Source organism: Myxococcus sp. AM010 (genome assembly GCF_013372585.1).
Lineage (GTDB): Bacteria > Myxococcota > Myxococcia > Myxococcales > Myxococcaceae > Myxococcus > Myxococcus vastator.
In genome coordinates, this window is sequence record NZ_JABXEO010000003.1 from 117,092 (window position 1) to 134,111 (window position 17,020).

The 17,020-nt window shown below is 68.6% G+C and carries 16 protein-coding genes, 1 tRNA gene and 1 pseudogene; 2 read left to right on the plus strand and 16 right to left on the minus strand.

Annotated elements, in window-relative coordinates:
• Window positions 1–129 precede the first annotated feature (129 nt).
• Complete coding sequence (locus tag HV826_RS02960) at window positions 130–1,554, minus strand: SulP family inorganic anion transporter (protein WP_217917056.1); 1,425 nt, start codon at window positions 1,552–1,554, stop codon at window positions 130–132.
• 1,028 nt (window positions 1,555–2,582) lie between these two features.
• Between HV826_RS02960 and pru the strand changes: the two genes are divergently transcribed.
• Window positions 2,583–3,122, plus strand: a complete 540-nt coding sequence (gene pru / locus HV826_RS02965) for a fruiting body spore coat protein U (RefSeq protein WP_176415485.1) — start codon at window positions 2,583–2,585, stop codon at window positions 3,120–3,122.
• Window positions 3,123–3,525: 403 nt separating this feature from the next.
• Here pru and HV826_RS02970 read toward each other — a convergent pair.
• The 4 genes and pseudogenes from HV826_RS02970 to HV826_RS02985 all read right to left on the minus strand — a co-directional run bounded on the left by HV826_RS02970 (window position 3,526) and on the right by HV826_RS02985 (window position 6,556).
• A tRNA-Arg gene (locus tag HV826_RS02970) sits at window positions 3,526–3,616 on the minus strand.
• Window positions 3,617–3,780: 164 nt separating this feature from the next.
• A pseudogene (locus HV826_RS37970) lies at window positions 3,781–4,878 on the minus strand (tyrosine-type recombinase/integrase); the annotation flags it as partial.
• 2 nt (window positions 4,879–4,880) lie between these two features.
• On the minus strand, window positions 4,881–5,078 hold the full coding sequence (locus HV826_RS02980; protein ID WP_176415486.1) for a helix-turn-helix domain-containing protein: 198 nt from the start codon (window positions 5,076–5,078) through the stop codon (window positions 4,881–4,883).
• A gap of 596 nt (window positions 5,079–5,674) precedes the next feature.
• Window positions 5,675–6,556: a hypothetical protein gene (locus HV826_RS02985; RefSeq protein ID WP_176415487.1), complete on the minus strand. Its 882-nt coding sequence runs from the start codon at window positions 6,554–6,556 to the stop codon at window positions 5,675–5,677.
• A 170-nt stretch (window positions 6,557–6,726) separates the two neighbouring features.
• Here HV826_RS02985 and HV826_RS02990 point away from each other — a divergent pair, with 170 nt between their 5' ends.
• Window positions 6,727–7,242, plus strand: coding sequence for a hypothetical protein (locus HV826_RS02990; protein ID WP_176415488.1), 516 nt, complete (start codon window positions 6,727–6,729; stop codon window positions 7,240–7,242).
• Here HV826_RS02990 and HV826_RS02995 read toward each other — a convergent pair whose 3' ends face one another.
• Genes HV826_RS02995 through HV826_RS03045 form a run of 11 tightly spaced genes read right to left on the minus strand, consistent with a single transcriptional unit; the run spans window position 7,243 to window position 16,979 of the window.
• Complete coding sequence (locus HV826_RS02995; RefSeq protein WP_176415489.1) at window positions 7,243–9,639, minus strand: hypothetical protein; 2,397 nt, start codon at window positions 9,637–9,639, stop codon at window positions 7,243–7,245.
• Entirely contained in the window at window positions 9,636–10,922 is a 1,287-nt protein-coding gene (locus HV826_RS03000; RefSeq protein ID WP_176415490.1) for a hypothetical protein, read from the minus strand. The genes HV826_RS02995 and HV826_RS03000 overlap by 4 nt, the downstream gene beginning before the upstream one ends.
• An 11-nt stretch (window positions 10,923–10,933) precedes the next feature.
• Window positions 10,934–13,549 carry a hypothetical protein gene (locus HV826_RS03005; protein WP_176415491.1) on the minus strand — a complete coding sequence of 872 codons (2,616 nt, stop codon included), beginning with the start codon at window positions 13,547–13,549 and terminating at the stop codon, window positions 10,934–10,936.
• Between the two features lie 3 nt (window positions 13,550–13,552).
• Window positions 13,553–13,774 carry a hypothetical protein gene (locus HV826_RS03010; protein WP_176415492.1) on the minus strand — a complete coding sequence of 74 codons (222 nt, stop codon included), beginning with the start codon at window positions 13,772–13,774 and terminating at the stop codon, window positions 13,553–13,555.
• 41 nt (window positions 13,775–13,815) lie between these two features.
• The gene (locus tag HV826_RS03015) at window positions 13,816–14,220 is read right to left on the minus strand and encodes a hypothetical protein (RefSeq protein WP_176415493.1); all 405 of its coding nucleotides are present in this window, start codon (window positions 14,218–14,220) and stop codon (window positions 13,816–13,818) included.
• Window positions 14,221–14,255: 35 nt separating this feature from the next.
• Complete coding sequence (locus HV826_RS03020; protein ID WP_176415494.1) at window positions 14,256–14,687, minus strand: phage tail tube protein; 432 nt, start codon at window positions 14,685–14,687, stop codon at window positions 14,256–14,258.
• A 9-nt stretch (window positions 14,688–14,696) separates the two neighbouring features.
• Window positions 14,697–15,143: a hypothetical protein gene (locus HV826_RS03025; RefSeq protein WP_176415495.1), complete on the minus strand. Its 447-nt coding sequence runs from the start codon at window positions 15,141–15,143 to the stop codon at window positions 14,697–14,699.
• A gap of 21 nt (window positions 15,144–15,164) precedes the next feature.
• Window positions 15,165–15,569, minus strand: a complete 405-nt coding sequence (locus tag HV826_RS03030) for a hypothetical protein (protein ID WP_176415496.1) — start codon at window positions 15,567–15,569, stop codon at window positions 15,165–15,167.
• Window positions 15,566–15,886, minus strand: coding sequence for a hypothetical protein (locus tag HV826_RS03035; RefSeq protein WP_176415497.1), 321 nt, complete (start codon window positions 15,884–15,886; stop codon window positions 15,566–15,568). The genes HV826_RS03030 and HV826_RS03035 overlap by 4 nt, the downstream gene beginning before the upstream one ends.
• Window positions 15,886–16,533, minus strand: coding sequence for a hypothetical protein (locus HV826_RS03040; protein WP_176415498.1), 648 nt, complete (start codon window positions 16,531–16,533; stop codon window positions 15,886–15,888). Before HV826_RS03040 ends, HV826_RS03035 begins: the two co-directional genes overlap by 1 nt.
• Before the next feature lie 11 nt (window positions 16,534–16,544).
• Window positions 16,545–16,979, minus strand: coding sequence for a hypothetical protein (locus tag HV826_RS03045; protein WP_176415499.1), 435 nt, complete (start codon window positions 16,977–16,979; stop codon window positions 16,545–16,547).
• Window positions 16,980–17,020: the final 41 nt, after the last annotated feature.

A 17,020-nucleotide genomic window follows, 5' to 3' on the forward strand; every position in this document is an offset into this window, starting at 1 on the left:
GATAGCTGGGGAGCCTGGCAATGACACCTGGGGGCTGGGGACTGCACGGTTCTGAACGGACAGGTGCTCCGACGGGGCCATCCGCTCGGCCGCTCCTTGCAGTCCCACTGGGGCTTGTGTTCCCGGAGGTCAGTGTCCGCTACTGAGGGACGCCCCCGGCTTGTCATGAATGCCGATGCGCCCGAGGAGCGTGGCGCTCGCATCGTTGAGTCCGATGAGCGTCACCGCCACGCCCCGGTCGCGGAACTTGAGCACCACCCGGTCCACCGCCGCCACGGCCGAGGCATCCCAGATGTGGGAGTGCGTGAGGTCGATCTCCACCGCCTTGACGGGCTCCCTGAAGTCGAAGGCGCTGGCGAAGCCCTCCACGGAGACGAAGAAGATTTCACCTGAGACGCGGTAGTGCCGCTTCTGACCGTCGGGAGTGAGCGAGCTCTCCACGCTGACGAGCTTGGCGACGGTGCGCGCGAACAGCAGCGCGCTCAGCACCACGCCCACCGCGACGCCCTTCGCCAAGTCATGCGTGAGCACGACGGTGAACACCGTCGCCACCATCACGATGGAGTCGCTCATCGGCATGCGCCGCATGGCCCCGAGCGACTTCCAGTCGAAGGTGCCGACGGAGACCATGATCATCACCGCGACGAGGACGCCCATGGGGATGCGCGCCACCCAGTCCCCCAGCACCAGGATGAGGAAGAGGAGCAGCACGCCCGCGGTGAAGGTCGAAAGCCGGCAGCGGCCACCGGAGCGCACGTTGATGACGGACTGGCCAATCATCGCGCAGCCCGCCATCGCGCCGAAGAAGCCCGCGGCGATGTTCGCGAGCCCCTGGCCGGCGGCCTCGCTGTGCTTGCAGCTGGGCGAGTCCGTCATGTCGTCCACGACGGCGGCGGTGAGCAGTGATTCGAGCAGGCCCACGAAGGTGAGGGTGAGCGCGTAGGGGAAGATGATGCGCAGGGTGTCGAGGGTGAAGGGCACCTGGGGGACGTGGAAGAAGGGCAGCGCGGTGGGCAGCGCCCCCATGTCCCCCACGGTGCGCACGGACGCGCCGCTGAGGAGGGAGATGGCGGTGATGACGACGATGGCGACCAGCGGCGACGGCACGGCCTTCGTGAGGCGTGGCAGCCCGTAGATGATGACCAGGCCCCCGGCGACCATCGCGTACATCTGCCAGTTCGCGCCGACGAACTGGGGCAGCTGGGCGAGGAAGATGAGGATGGCGAGCGCGTTGACGAAGCCGGTCATCACCGCGCGTGGGACGAACTTCATGTAGCGGCTGAGCCGCAGCAGCCGGAAGGTGAGCTGCAGCACGCCGGTGAGGATGGTGGCCGCGAAGAGGTACTCGAGGCCGTGGTTCTTGACGAGCGTGACCATCAGCAGCGCCATCGCGCCCGTGGCCGCTGAAATCATCCCGGGGCGGCCTCCGAAGAAGGCCGTCATCACCGCGATGATGAAGGAGGCATAGAGGCCCACCTTCGGGTCCACGCCCGCAATGATGGAGAAGGCGATGGCCTCTGGGATGAGCGCGAGCGCCACTACGGTCCCGGCCATCAGGTCGCCGCGAACATTGGAGAACCACTCCACTTTCAGCCGAGGAAGGTCGAGGAATCGCGAGCGGCCGTGGGGGGCCGCCTGGGAAGCTGCGGTGTTCATGGTTGAGCTGTTCTCGTGAGGAAACAGTGCCCGTGGACCCATGGGGCCCCGCGCACGCGGATGAATCGAGCAGCGCCTCGACGGACGCCGTGTGGGCGACGCCACACGCGCTCCGTCGGGACGAAGTGACAGGTCAGGGCAAAGGCCGGGCAGCCTCGCGAGCGGCAGAGCGCCGCCGTGGCAGGCCGTTTCGGTTGCTCAAAGACGCAGGGTCAGGGTGGCGTCATCGGCCCGGTCTGGCCGCTTCCGCGCCTCAGGTGCCGGCGGTCAACTTCGCTCGGCTGTTCCAGGGCGAGCCTGGGCGTCTGAGGGGAGGGGCGCATGGAGCAACGGGACAGGCAGCCCCACATGGAAGGGCTGGACGTGCCCGGCAGATCTCACATCACGCGGGAATCCGCAACCCGCCGTGCCGGATACCGCCGCGGGACGCTGCTTGCGCGGGAGGAGAGGGAGCGGGTGCGGCTCCTGGCGATGCTCGGGAGCGTCGACGTCTCGTAGCGCCTGAGCCATCCCCTCCCTGATGCCGCGCGCTTCTCGGCGCTCGGAATGGCGGTGTCATCGGCTGGACGCCACCGCGCATGGACGCGCGAAGGGGACCCGCAGCGGGCATTCTTCTCCCTCGCCTGGGAAGCGGAGTTCTCCCAGGTGGACAAGCGCCGCTCCTGGAATCCGCGTGCCAAGGGATTCGGGTGGCCCCGGCGCCTGACCGTCCCTCACTGAAGGGCTCCCTTCAGGGAGAGGTGTGCGTTTCACTTTAAAAACAGACAAGCAGACATTTTCACGGAGTGCCTTGAAGCGCACGGCAGGCGCGTGCGCGACCTGCGCCGAAGGGAGGGGCGCATGGGACTGCTCGAAAGCTGGCGAGCGCGTTGCAATGCGCCGCCGCCGCCGCCGGAATCAGCCGGCCGCTCGATTGAGCATTGTCCATGAACGCTATCAAGACTGCCGTTGCCGCCGTCACCGCTGCCGCGTCCCTCGTCGCCTTTTCGCCCGCCGAGGCCGCCACCGCCACCGCCAACCTGAACGTCACCGCCAACGTCGGAGGCGCCTGCAGCATCGGCTCCGGCCTCGGCGGCGGCACGCTGAACTTCGGCACGTACGACCCCGTCGTCACCAACTCCGCAATGGGCGTCGACCTGTTCGGTACGGGCACGCTGAGCGTGCAGTGCACCCTGCTCCGTCCCGCGATCATCACCCTGGGGCAGGGGCTGCACCCTGCCTCGGGCTCAACCGACGCTGCGCCGCTGCGCCGGATGCGCAACACGGCCTCGGCGGACTACCTCGCGTACAGCCTGTACCAGGACGTCACCCGGCTCTTCGTGTGGGGCAACACCGCCGGCACGGCCCTCGCGTTCCTCGGCACGGGCCTGCCCGTCCCCGTGCTGGTCTACGGCACGGTTCCGCGTGGCCAGAACGTCCCCTCTGGCACCTATAACGACACCGTCGTTGCCACCATTACGTTCTGATTCGGAGGGCGATAACAGACGTGAGCGTCTTCTGTCCTGGACTGTCGGCCTGAGGGTCACGACAGCACTGGAATGGGTCGCCATGGGGACCGCGAGTGCCGCCGAGCTTGATGTCGGCTCGGTCCGGCATGAACTGGATTCCGGGGCCAGGCCGAAGAAGGGCGCATGTCGCTCGCGCTGACGCAGGACCTGTTCTTCTTCCCGTCCCTGTTGACGTTGGAGCCCGGGGAGTCCGCCCCATCCGGGTGGTCAGCTCCTCGGCGCTTCGGTCACGCGGGTAGCAAGCTGGCCGAGAGGGACGCTGCTGCTTGCTGGGAAGCAGCGAAGGCACGAGCTCCGGACGGGCGAAGTCGCGCGAGCGCGCGCCCGTCGAAATCCCCAGGAGGGACAGCAACTTGGGCAATGACCCCGACAGGAATCGAACCTGTGGCCTGCGGTTTAGGAAACCGCCGCCAGGGTGCGGCGCGGTTTCCCCGGCCTTCCCCTGGCGTGCCAAGTCTTTGACTTCATTCACGGTGCAGCCCTCCTGGGTGGGGGTAGGTTTGCGCTGCTGTCCCCCGGCTTCCTCTGTGGTTACGCCACGTGGACGCCACGGGCTTAGGGCCGCTGCAGTGGCTTCGGCACCGGCCTGGACGTGCTCGGGAATGGTGGCGGCGTAGTGCATCCGCGTCGTCTCGATGTCGGCGTGCCCGAGGACGTCGGCCACCAGCCGGAGGTCCCTCGTCACCGAGTACGCGACGGTGCCCCACGTGGAGCGCAGGTGCTTGAAGCGCAGGTCCTGGGCGACGGCCTTCCAGCGCAGTCCGCGCTTGCACTCCGGACACTCCCTCTCCATGGCCTCGTGTTCCAGTTGCCCCTTCCATCCGCATGCCGTCCTGAAGCAATACGGGCGCCAGCCCTTGATGAGTCCGGCCCGGACGCAGGCGCGTGCCATGACGTCATGGACGCGCCAGTTGGGACCGTAGGGCTTGCTGGTGCCTGGCCGAGGGAAGAGGTAGGGGCCCGGCGTCGCGAGCTGCTCGGCGAGCGCGGGCACCAGCATCTCGGGGATGGGCACTCGACGCTCGCGGCCGCCCTTCGTGGTGTCGCGGCGCCCACCGCTCGTGAGGAGGATGTACCGCTCATTGAGGTGAACGTTGGCTTTGAGCATGACGCGCACCTCGCCCTTCCGAACCCCGGTGAGCAGCGCGGTCGCCACCGGCGTGCGGTGGTGTGGCTGGAGCGTGTCGAAGAGGCGGGGCAGGAAGTCAGTCGGGTACGTCCGAACCTGCCGCTTCGGCACCTTCACGGGCCCCGCTTCCTTGAAGGGGTTGGGCCCGGAGTACACGCGTGCCTTGTTGGTGAGGAACGTGATGAGCCCCTGACCGGTCATGCGGATGTGCTCCCGCATCTGCGGCGACAGGTGGGGGAGCTTCGCCAACATGGTGAGCACGTCCGCCGCGGTGATGCTGGAGGGACGGCGCTTGCCGAACGCGGCTTCGACGTACCGCAGCTTCTCCTGCAGGTTCTTCTTCGTGGCGAACTCAGGGGGAAGCGCGTCGATTCGGAGCCGGATGGCCTCGGCGATGGTTGGCTCCTCCGGGCGGTCCGGGATGACGCCCGTGCGAGCGAGCCATGCCTGCTGCTCGCGCTGGTGCGCCATCCGCTTCGCTTCCGTCTTGTTCGCCGCCGGAACGACTTCACGCCCGGGGGAGCCGTCCGGGTTCTTCCAGCCGATTCGGTAGCTCCCGGAGGGGAGCTGCTGCACCCAGGCCATCGTCAGCCGCCCCGCTGGCGCTCGTTGCGCCAGGCCGCGAGCCGCGCCGGGTCGAAGCGCAGCGCCCCGCCCACCTTGTAGCTCGGCACCTCGCCGCCAGCTGCCATCCGGTACAGCGTCTTGGGGCTGACTCCTAGAAAGCGCGCTGCGCGGTCCACTTCCCATGCATCTTCGAACTGCTGGACAGGTGAACTACCCATGTTCATGTGCATCCCCCGCTCGGGTCTTGCTGAACGACTCACGAAGTTGACTGAGAGGTGAAGCCTTGCCGCCCGCACCTCGCCCGAAGTCGATGCAACGCGTCGCATCGACTGTGCATGTAGAGCAAGGTGGGTGCCACGGAGGCGGCGCACGGTGTGGCGCCAGCGCAAAGGGGCGGGGCGTGCCGGGCGGTGGACGCGGTGTCTCGCGACTCGCACGCACGCGGAGGAAAGTGGCGCTCTATCTGCGGACCACTACGAACGCAGATAGAGCGCCGGAGAGCGCGGACTGGTGCGCCCGTACAGGCTTGAGGGCTGTGCTGACTCGAAACGGTCTCCACGAGGCCCCCAGAAGGGTAGAGGCGCTCTATCGGCGGACCTTTACAAACGCCGATAGAGCGCCGGAGGGCGCGTGTCCCAGCGCTACCTGGGTGCACAGGCCTTTTCTGGTGGTCCGCTCGCCATAGCGATGGGACCAAAGCTCTCTGTGGGGAACGGGGCGCTGGTAAAGGTCACTGCTTCAGCGTGCCGTTGGGTGCTTCAACTGCGAAAACTGTGGAAATGGGTAGCACTTCGGGGCAGGGAGCGCAAGCCTCTTACCGCGAAATCGACCGAAGGGGCTCGTTCGGCTTCCCGACCGGGCGGTAGCACTTGCCCTTGTGCTCGTACATCTTGTCGCCGCATGGAGCTGTGCGGTCGGTGGCAACCCAGCAGCCTCCATTGATGGAGACCTCGGCCTGGTCCGGGTCGCACTTCTTTGTCTTCTGGCCCTCAAAGGGCCGTGGCGGCATGTCACGCGCCAGAACGAGCGTGTCCAGGGTGGAGACGGGCACCATCCAGCCAGGGGGCTTCCCTCCGCTCCAGTCGCTGCGCTCAGTCTGGGGCGGTTGAGACGGGGGCGGCGGCACCATGTAGACGCCCACCAGGGCCGCCGCGACGAGCGCGAGGGCCACGGTGGTTGCCGAGCCGGCGCTGCGCCACGTCCGGCGAGCTGCGCGACGCACCCGGCGCAGCCAGCGGCGTGAGCGCAGCACGGGGCCACGGCGCCGCGGCGGCGAGCGCAGGTGCGCCATCGTGTCCGCGAGCGCGCTGCGCGTGCATGCCGTCTGTACCATTGCCTTCGCCGTCGCCAAGGTGCCCTCCAAGTTCCGCGCTACGTCCGCGTCGGAAGCGCCGTCAGGGGCATGGACTCGCAGGCGGACGCGCGGTGGAGCCAGCGTCGAGGCGGGGTGGGCGCTGATGTGCAGCTCCAGCCCGACGTCCGGGTGGAACTGCTGCTGCCTCTCGGTCAGCTCCAGGTCCAGGGACGGCTCACCTGACGTCGCGTGCCGCACCTGGTACATGCGCCCCAGCAGAGAGCCCCTGTACCTGCGGATGATGATGTCCAGCCTCTGGCGGAACCTCCCGTTGGTGCTGCGCGTCACGGCGCGCACCCTGTCCGACGTCCCACCCCGCCAGATATTCTCGGCCTCTCTCACGTTCGCTCCTGCTAGGTCGCCTGGAGGGCATCCCGGCGCGGCCGGATGTTACGGAATCGCCTGATGGCGTGCGCTACTTCGCGTGTCCACCACTTCTCCAGGGTATCCCGGACCCTGTTGCCGGGTCCGGACCCTTGGTGTTAGGCAGGTAGGCTCACCCAGGGGTGCCCATGGTCCGCCAGTTCGCCGTCGTTGCCGCTCTGCCGCTCCTCGTTGCATGTGAGCCAGGCGAGAGGGAAACGGGCAACCGGTCCGAGATTGGGGACATGGAGGGGGTAGGCTCTGAGGGCGTATTCGTTGGTGCCCAGGGAGGTGCCCAGTCGACTCCAGGTCCAGTCGATGTCGTCATCGACAACACCGGTTCGATGTCACGGTTGGTGCGCGTGAACGTGTCCGTCCTCGGCCCGTGGACTGGCAACAACAACGTGAGCAGGGTGATGGGGACGTGGGAAACCATTCAGACCATTGAGCCGCACACAACGCTGAATTTTCCTGCGGTGGTGAATGCCGCTGGAGGTGCGCGGGTCGTGACGAACGCGCACGTCCTGCGTGAGGTGGGCGGGCTTACCGAGTCGGGCGGGGGCTATGACTTTGCGCCTTTCTCGCCCGGCACGAAGTGCGTTGCGACCATCTCTGATGCGCAGGCGCCCAACGGCGCTCGGATGCACTGCAACCGCGCCGAGTGACTATCCCGCGCGGAAGGAGACTCCATTTAGGCTCACCCATGCAGGTGAGCCCGACGCGACGATGACGACGCCGTCTGCGGTAACCGTCACGCGTCCATACCCTGTCGAGGTGGCGACTGCGAAATCGCGGGTGGCGGGAGGTCGGCACCTCGCGGGCAGTGTGAGGGCGTTGGTTCCGATGGTGCCCCCTGTAATCGCCCCCTCAAGATGCACTCGGCCTGTGCTGTCTTTGTAATACGTCACTCGTCCTCGCCCATTGTCGGTGTAGGGCTCCCAGCTCCCGTGAACTACAGGAGGAGGGAGCGTTGGTTCCTGCACAATGTCCGCGAGGTCCACCTGTACGGAGTCGATCTGGATGGTGCCCCCAGCGACCCCCATGACAGACGACAGCCGAGCCCGAACGAAGCGTGCTGTTGCAGGCGCAGGTGCGGCGTGGACGTATCGAGCCCACGGCTCTCCGGCCGTAAACATCTTGTGGAAGTTCTCCACGGAGATGGTCGCCCCTGTCGCGTCAAGCCACTCAAGGGCCATTGTGAGCAGTGCTTCGTCTGTCCCCTTGGCGAACGCGTCAATAGAGTAGCGAAGCCCTGGCCGGACCGAGATTGCTTGCGAGACGATGACGGCATCAGTGGACTGAAGCTGGAGAGCTCTACTTCCGCTCACTGAGTCCGGTGTCGTCGCAAGGTCTGCACCCCAAATGCCCATTTCGACGCGCCAGTTGTCGGGCGGAACGGACGAGGATGCCTGAGATTCGAAGTCGTAATTCAGGGGGGCAACCCCCCACGTGACCATGGGTGCTGTGAAGCGCGGCTCGACGTACCGCGGCGACAGCGCCACCTGCTCCGAAGTGGGCCCGACGTTGCCGTGAGCGTCCCGGCCGCGCACCACCGCGTAGTGCGTCGTGCCGGGCTGGAGGTCGGCCACCTCGAAGCGCGTGGCGCTCGCCGCGGCCTTGAGCGTCGCCGCGCCCGGGGTGAAGCCAGGCGAGGTGCTGACGTGCAGCTCGTAGGAGTCCCACGCGGGGCCCGTGGGCGCGGGCTTGAAGGCGAGCGCGAAGCCGTTGACGGTGGCGGTGGGCTGCAAGTCGCTGGGCGCGTCGGGGCCCTTCATCTTCGCTGTCACCTGGATGGAGCGCTCGGCGGGGCTGCTGCCGGTTGAGGGGCGCGCGTTGCGCGCCTTCCACTCGCTGCGAGAAATCGACGGACGTCCGCGCAACTGCAGCTTCATCTTCGCGGTGCCGCTGGTGAACACGGGGTCGATGCTGACGATGGCCAGGTCAACGGCTTCGTCCAGGTGGACGTCGTCAGGCAGCACGCGCACCACGTCGTTGACCTCCAGCGCCCACACGTAGGGGACCTCCACCTCCACATCGAGGGCGGAGTCGGACAGGTCCGCGATGGCCGCGTCGGCGAGCCGCTGGGCCTCCACCTCCGTGTTGATGTTGGACGCGGAGGCCTCCGTCACCTGCATGTACCGCCGTCCGTGCTCGGCGATGGACGTAGGGTTGGTGCTCAGCACGGACTTGCGCTTGGCATTCCCCAGCGCGTCCCGGTCGTTGATGTCCGTGTAGACGACCTCCACGGCGTTGCGGATGTCGGTGAGGCGGCGCTGCACCCGGCTCAGCTCCACGTAGTCGTCTGGGCCGAAGGTCCACACGGGCTCATCCGCGAGGCGCTCCGGGCTCTGGAGGACGAGCTGCCATCCCAGCCCGTCAACGAAGCGGAGGCGCAGCTCCCAGCCGAGCTGGGCGGCCAGCTTCTGACAGGCCTCGTGGACCGTCTCGCGCTCCTGCGTGTACCGGCCCAATTGCCACATCGGGTCCACGGGCACATGCAGCCCCGGGCCGGTGCCGGTGGGCACGTTGTCGCCGATGATGGCGGTCATCACCTCCTGCACCGCGACGCCCACGGTGTTGTTCCCGTAGTCGCGCTCCGTCTCGATGAACACGTCCTGGAAGACGCCAGCGAAGTCGCGGCCGGTGAAGGACAGCTCTTCGGGGCCCGCGTCGATGTCGTCGATGCGGCCCAGGAACACCTGCTGCCAGGCGCCTGGCGTGGGCTCTTCGCTCGGCGTGGTCTGCACGTCGATGCGGAAGGTGCGCCCCTCCTTGAGCAGCGGCTCCACGAGTCCTGTGGGCCCTCGGTTGGCCGGGCTGGTGGCCACCATGGGCGACAAGCTGACGATGCCGGCGGGCCCGTTGCGTCGCACGGCAACCGTCGCCAGGCCCACCGTCTCGTCCTGCGACTCGCTCCACTGGACGCCCATCACCCAGTCGCGGCCGAGCAGCTCGCCGAGGTTCACCGCCGAGAGGGGGAAGCGCATGACGATGACGCGCACGTGGGTGATGGCGCGGCGGCTGACCAGCGCGGCCCGTTCCTGGTTCGACAACGGCCTCATGGCGACTCCATCAGCGTGAAGGTGAAGGACTCCCCGGCCACGCGAGTTGGGCCCTCCCACCACTCGATGGACTCGCCCTGCCCAGACTCACCCAGCACGAGCGTGGGCCGGTGCAAGCCTGTCCCGGTGGCGCGGTGGTACGGCAGGGGGCCAAAAGGGGCGCCTGAGTCGCGCCACGGCACCACCCACGCGTCTGGGGCGCGGTAGGGCAGGGCCACCAAGTCGCTCACCAGGAGGCCGTCGTTGGCGGGGTTGGGAAAGCCCCCGGCGACACCAGCACGGTGGTGCATGGTGAGGCTGCCGTTTTCGTCCACCTCGGCCAGCCCCACGGTGCCGGGCAGCCGAAACGGCGCCGTGCTGGCGTACCAGGGCGCAAGCCAGGAGTCGGGCACCGTGTACGGCAGGACCACCAGGTCGTCGATGAGTAGCGAGCCGCCCTCCTGGTTGAACAGGACGACGGCGCCGTCCGGCAACTGCGTGTAGTCACCGCTGGAGGAGTAGAGCACTCCCGCTGACGCTGGGTGACTGCCCACCACGCCGTCGCGGCTCAACAGCAGCCCGGCCCGGTGGATGTAGAGGTGCCAGGTGGCGTCAGTGGCGAGCCGCGCCCAGTACGCCACCGTCCACTGGGGGCCGAGCGCTGTGGGCCACGTCGCCGAGGCGCCGTCGTAGAATTCCGCGCATTGTCCGTATCGGCCGGCGCCACCTTGCCCCGCGTCTACGTCGCTGGGCGCCATGCCCCAGTTGCTGGCGAAGTCGTCGTCGAAACTCCAGGTGTGCCCCAGCGCGGGCCCCGGCGCCGCCGCGTCCCGGTACACGGTGCCGTCCGAGTGCTGGACGTAGTGGTGCCACTGCACCCCATCCACGCCCCAGACTCTGGCCCAGTAGGCCACCGTCCACTGGGGGCCAAGTTGCGTGGCCCAGGTGACGGCGGCGCCGGCGGACAGGGACAGCGCGAAGGTATCGTCGTACCGCCCCCCGCCCGGCTGCCTCCCCGGCGAACCGACCACCGACGGCCACAGCCCGCGGCTCGACGCCATGTCCTCGGTGAAGGACCAGGAGTCGCCCTCGCCGTCGATGAGGCCGCGCAGCACTGCGGCGTCGGCGAGGGGCAGCGGGCCCGTGCCCCCGTCGATGTTGAGCAGCTTCTTGCGGACGCTGCTGCGCGGGAAGCCGCTGAACGTCCGCGCCTTCTCGCCGATGAGCACCGGCGAGTAGCGCAGGGGCGTCCTCTCCGCGACGGGGACAGGGATGCCCGACAGGGCGAGGTAGGGCGGGGGCATAGGGCCTCGGCTCAGTAGCCCGACCGTCTCAAGGCCCGCTTTTCGAGGGCGCGCTGCACGCTGCGCATGCCAGCCTCGAGGGCCTCGTCGATGTCGTAGCCGATGATGTGTTGGGTGACCTGGACGTTGATTGCGTCGCCGCTGGTGCCGGCGAGCCCGGACTTGGTGTAGCTGTTGCGCGGGTCATTGGGCTGCTTCCAGTCCGGGAGCTCCTCGCCACCGCGGTTGCGGAGGATGCCGTCGCCCGGGTCCGGCCGGGGCGCGCGCGTCCCCGACTGCTGCTGGTGCGTCGGGGGTGGAGGCGTCGGCGTGGGCTCGGCGCTGGGGCCCTCCTGCGCGTCCTGGGACTCGTAGCGGCGCAGGTTGACTCGCCACGCAGCGGGGACGTTGGAGAGGGCCTCCGTGGCCTTCTGGAGCGCGGCCGTGTTGCGCAGCACCTCCGCTGTCTCCTTCGCCTTGGCCTCGGCGGACTCCCACGTCATGTCCCGCAGGGCGGCCAGCGACTCGCCCATCGCGTCCGTGTCCACCTTGAGGCGGTCCAGGCTGTTGGCGAAGTCCTTGAGGGCGTCGATTCCCAGCCACTCCACGGCCTTGCTGATGCCACGGATGACGGACTGCACGGCCCGGATGATGGTGTTCCACACCTTTCCGAGCGCCTGGGCGACGTAGAGGATGATGGTCGCTACGAACTTCAGCACCTCGAAGAGCGCCTTGAGCGCCGGCCCCGCGATGATGTTCAGCGGCGCGATGACAATCATCACCGCCTGTGCGAGCGCGCTCAGCAGCGGCGCCAGCCCCTGGAGGAGCTGCCCCAGCATCACCAACGGCGGCACCAGGGGCTCCACGAGCTCTCCGAGGGCCGTGAAGACAGGCGTCAACGTCGTCGTGAGCGCGTCGATGACGAGGAAAATGGCCCCCACCAGCGGCTGGAGAGGGGCCAGGATGGCGCCGAGGGCGTTCGCGACGCTGCCGATGACGACGGACACCATCTCCATCAGCGTCTTGAAGGAGTCGGACTGGAGCAGCAACTCGCTGATGACGGCGCCAAAGGCCCCCATGGGCCCGCCAGCCGCGAATCCGCTCGCCGCGGCATGCAAGAGGGAGGTGATTTCGCTCATCGCGCCGGCCACGCGGTTGAGCAGCTCGCGCTTCGCGGCGGCGATGGCTGCGCGGGCCTCGTCCATCCACCGGCGCATGTCCGCGGCGAGGGCGCGGAAGGAGGCCCGGCCCGCTTCGTTGGCCTCCAGGGCGGCCTCTTTGAGCGCCTCGCGCGACTCCCGCTCCATTTCGAGGTTGAGCGCGGCCTCGTCCTTGAACTGCCGCACCTCCTTCTCGAACTGCGCGAACGCGGCGGCAGCCGACGCCCCCTCGTAGTAGTCGGCGCCGGCCATTTCACGGCGCACGGCCTCGCTTTCGTCGCGCTGAAGCTGCGCGAGGCTCTTCTCGCGCCCGGACGCGCTGCCGTCGTCGGGCTGTCGGATGTTCGCCTGGCCCGAGGCGAGGCCCGGAATCATCGACTTGAGCGAGTCCAGCAGGCCGGTGAGGCCCAAGTCGTCCAGCATCTTCCGCGTGCCCGCCAGGGACTTGCCGAATCCCTCGGCGACGCCCTTGCCGACGTCGGTGGCGATGTCCGCGACCGACGCGCCCAGGCCGGAGAGTGCGTCCGCGACGGCCTGGGCACCGGCGATGGCCTTCTCTTCGAGGTAGGACGCGCCGTCCTGCAGGTCTTTCAGCAGCGACTTGCCAGTGATTTTCTGGGCGGAGTCGAGTGCCTTGTTCAGCCGCCCCATCTGTAGGCTCTTGGGGAGCGCCTTGACGAAGGGGTCCAACTTCTTCGCAGCCTCGCGAATCAGCCAGGCCATGGTCTCCAGGGACTGGAGGGCGATGGACTGGATGGTGTCCGCGAGGCCCTTGAATGTGGACGTGAGCAGTTGCCAGACGCGGGACGCCACGGCGGAAATGCTGGTGAGGATGGACATCACCGAGTCGCGGAGCCCGGTGCTGGTGTCCGTCCATGCGCCGTAGACGCTGCCGGCCAGCAGGGTGAGCCCGGCCACCGCGGCGGCGATGGCCGCTGCCGGCGCCGCCACGGCAGCCAGCGTGGGGCCGATGCTGGCGAGGAGGGTGGACTTCTGGAGCCCTCCCAACACCTTGAGGACGATGCCCACGGAGCCGGCGAGCCCCTCGATGACGCCGGCCAGCTTGCCGATGGTGCCCACCGCGAGGCCGACGCTGGCCACCCAGACGGCGATGTCCGCCCCGGTGCGCTTCATCTCGGGCGAGAGGCGCTGGAAGGTGACGACCAGGCGCTCGAAGAAGTCCGCCAGCTTGCGCACCACCGGGAGGAAGAGGTCCCCGATGTCCGCCGCGAGCGTGTACGCCAGTTCCTTGAGGCGTCCGACCTCGTCCTTGAGCCGCTCGTTGGACTGCATGGCCGCGGCCACGGCGCCAGCCATGCCCGCGGCCACCATGGCGCCGATGTTTCCGATGGGGGCGGCGGCCTTCTTGATGAGCTTGGCCGTGTCCTCCGCCGCCTTGACGAGCTGCTGGAGGGACTTGAGGGCCTCGCCGATGCTCGCCGTCGCGACGATGTAGAGGTCGCCGACCCTCAAGCCTCCGCCAGACATGCGCTACCCCTTCGGTGTGCTGGGCCTCGGGCCCACGCGGTAGATGACGGAGCGGGTCGCCTGCTGGGCGGTGGGCCGCACCGGCGAAGGGGACGGCAGTGCAGCGCCCGCCGTGGCCTCCTTCTCCTTCTCTTTGATGCTCTCGGCTTCAAGCTGTCCGTAGGCGACCAGCCCGTAGAGCTCGTCGTCGTCCCACTCGCGGACGTCGTTGGGGCGTTGGCCCAACGCTTTCGCGGCGGCGAAGACGAGCAGCTCCCGGGGGTCGCTCAGGAGTTTCCCCGGGCCTCCTCAACGTCCTGCTTGAGGCCACCCATGAAGGCCTTCTGGGCGTCGAGCGTGACGTCCTCCAGCCAGGGCGAACCGAGGATGGTCTCGACGTCGCCCGGGTCGGCCGGGTCGTAGAGGCGGAGCTTCGACTCCGGGTCGTACAGCACGCACGCCACCATGCGCGAGACGCCGCGGAGGTTGCCCTCCGTCGCATTGGCTTGGCTGCCCTCCGTCGCATTGGCATTGACCGGCATCTCGCCCGCGGCCTCGATGAGCTTGAGGACGGCAACTCGCTCCTTGTGACTGGGCCGACGCAGGTCCACCTTGTCGCCGTCCAACTCGACAGTCTTCACCAGCTTCCGAGTCTTCTGGGCGAGGCGCTGCTTGAGGGTGAGTCCTTCCATGGTGCTTCCTCCTGGGGGGGCGACGGGGTGAGGGCTCACAGCGCGCTGGGCGCGCCCTGGCCGGAGAGGGTGGCGGAGAAGGTGACGACGTCCGTGGAGGTGCGGCCCTCCTCGTAGGAGGTCACCTTCACCGGGAAACGGTCGCCCTGGCTGCCCGGCGCGGCGTCCGCGTCCTTGACGATGAGGAGCCAGACTGTCTCGTTGTTGAGAAAGGCGTCGCGGAGGAGGACGTGCGTCGGGTCCTCGGGCATGTGGTGGCCCGAGATGGGAATCTGGAAGCTCTTCGATGTCGTCATCGAGCGCTTCCAGCCGCCGTCCTGGCCCAGGTACGCGATGTCGACGCTGTCCGCGGTGTAGTTCACCGGGGCGTCCGTGACGCCGTCCATTTTGTTCGTCTCAGACGGCACCTCGACGGCGGTCGCCGCGAGGTGGATGGCGTGAATGAAGCTGATAATCGGGTCCGGCATGGTGCCTCCTCAGTGGCTGGGGAACTGCTTGGAGAGGTAGTCGGCCAGCACGCGCGCGACGCCGCGGCGCGCGGACGCGCGAGTGCGGCGGAAGGCCTTCTTCAGGAAGTGCGGCGGGGGCCGGATGATTTGGTCCCCCCAGTGAAAGCCCTCGTGGATGGGGCCCGCCGAGGGGTGCTCGTACCCAGCTGTCCACGTCACCGAGAGGCGCTGCATGTTGTACTCGGGGCCGCTGATGAACCCGGTGTCCGCGAGCGGCTTTTCCGGCACGCCGTTGGAGGTGCGCCGATGCTCGTCGCGCTCCTCCTTCGAGCGACGCGGGACGAGGAATGTGGACAAGTCCAACGTCCGGCGCACCGCGTCCCGCAGGGGGAAGTCGAGCGCGCGCAGCACCTGCTGGGGCTGCTGTCGCAGGCGCACGAGGGCAGGGGCTTTGAAGGACACCTTGACGGCCATGCCCCTGTAGAAGGGGCGCCGCTAGGCCGAGTAGCGCGCGGCGAGGTTGAAGACGAAGCGTGGAAACCCCTCGCCGTCCGGGCCCATGTAGTGGGGGCCTGCGCCCTCGCAGCGCACGTCCACGTAGCCGGGCACGCGGGCCAGGTGCAGCGCCGTCCAGCACCGCACCGCCAGCTCGCGCGTGGCCGTGTAGCTAGCCTTGGGCCCACGCACCACCACCTGGACGTCCGCCGCCAGCACGCCGCGTCCGGTGCCCAGATAGAGGCCTCCCTCGCCGCCCGTGTGGCGGACGCACACCAACTGCGGCGGGCCGCTCACGGGGAAGGGCCCGGGGTAGAGGCTGGGCGGGTTGCTGGTGGTGGATAGCTCCAGCCCGGCCGCCTCCAGGAATGCAGCCAGCTCGAGCTCCACGTCCCGAGGTGTCACAGGTAGACCTCGTAATGGTCGAGGGCGCCGGAGAGGGCGTAGCGCGGACTGCACCGCAAGGGCTCCTTCCCGGCGTTGTAGTCGTCCGGGCTGGTGCCGGGCGGGTACACCCTGTCCTCGGGCTTCACCTCCACCATGGTCCACATGACGGCCTCGGAGACGCGCTCGTCGCCGTCCGCGGTGACGAGGCGCTTGGTGGCGCCCTCGTAGCGGCACGGGTGCAGCTCCGGCTCGGAGTACTCGTGCTCGCCGCGGGCGTTGGTGACGAGGAGTCGCTCCAGCCAGAAGGACTGGCGCAAGGCGTGGCCCATGAGCATCAGCGAGGCCTCCGGTACGGGGTGAGCAGCTGCTGCGCGGGGCGCGGCAGGGCGGTGCGTCCACCGCCCTCGCTGGCGAAGTAGCTCATGGACGTGCCGCCGATATTCTCACTGGCCACGTCGCCGGGCTTCCCGTCGCGGGAGAGGGCTGTCGTCACCGCCTCCACTGCGGCGAGTTGGATGGCTGCCGGCAAGTCCACCTGCAGCGAGGAGTCCAGCGCGGCCTGGCCCGGCGTCACCCAGCCCGCGTCGTAGGTGACAACCACTTCGCCCGTGGCGCGCGCCTCCAGCGGTGTGGTGGAGACGCCCGTCGTCCAGCTCCCGGTGTAGGGCCAGCGCGAGGAGCGCGCCACCAGCCGTCCCATGAGCGCGGACTCGAGCGCGTAGGACGCGGCGTCCACCTCGACGCCGCGCACCTCCACGCGCACCACCTGACGGACGGCGCCGCCAGCAAGCCAGAGGTACGGCCCGCCCGTGCCCGCTACCGACTCCACCACGCCCAGGCGGCGGTGCAGTGGATAGCCGACGTAGGCCGCCACCGCTTCGGACGTGGCGGTGATGAAGAGGGCCAGGCGCGGGCCCTCCACCGCCGTGCGCGCGGTGAGGGGGAGCAACTCGGCCGTCAGCAAGTCTTGGGGCGCGGGCATGGCGTCTCACCTCACAGCGGCAGGCGCTGGCCGCCACCGAAGACGATGGTGGCGCCCGCCATGACGGTGGGCGAGGTGCCCGCGGTGAAGGTGACTGCCTCGACGACGCGGAGGAAGGAGTGGTCCACGTCCGCGTACTGGAGGTTGAAGTCCTTCTCGGCACAGGTGTCGGCCGCGGTGACGGTGAGGACGACGTCCGCGTTGTCCATGTCCTTGAGCGGCACCCAGCCGTCCGTGCCGGTGGGGCTCGTTTGGACGGTGTAGCTGACGCTGGTGGCGGTGGGCCCGCCGGCGACTTCGCCGACGTTGGCCACCAGCACGCCCGACTGGTAGCGGCTGACGTCCAGGGCCGCGCCATTACGCGTGCCGGCCCCCAGGTAGTCCGGGGGCAGGGCCTGGTTGGCGGCGTGGATGAGGTGGCCGATTTGCGTGTTGGAAGGGTGCATGTGTCGTGACTCCATGAGGGTGGAGGGGAACGGGCCGGCCG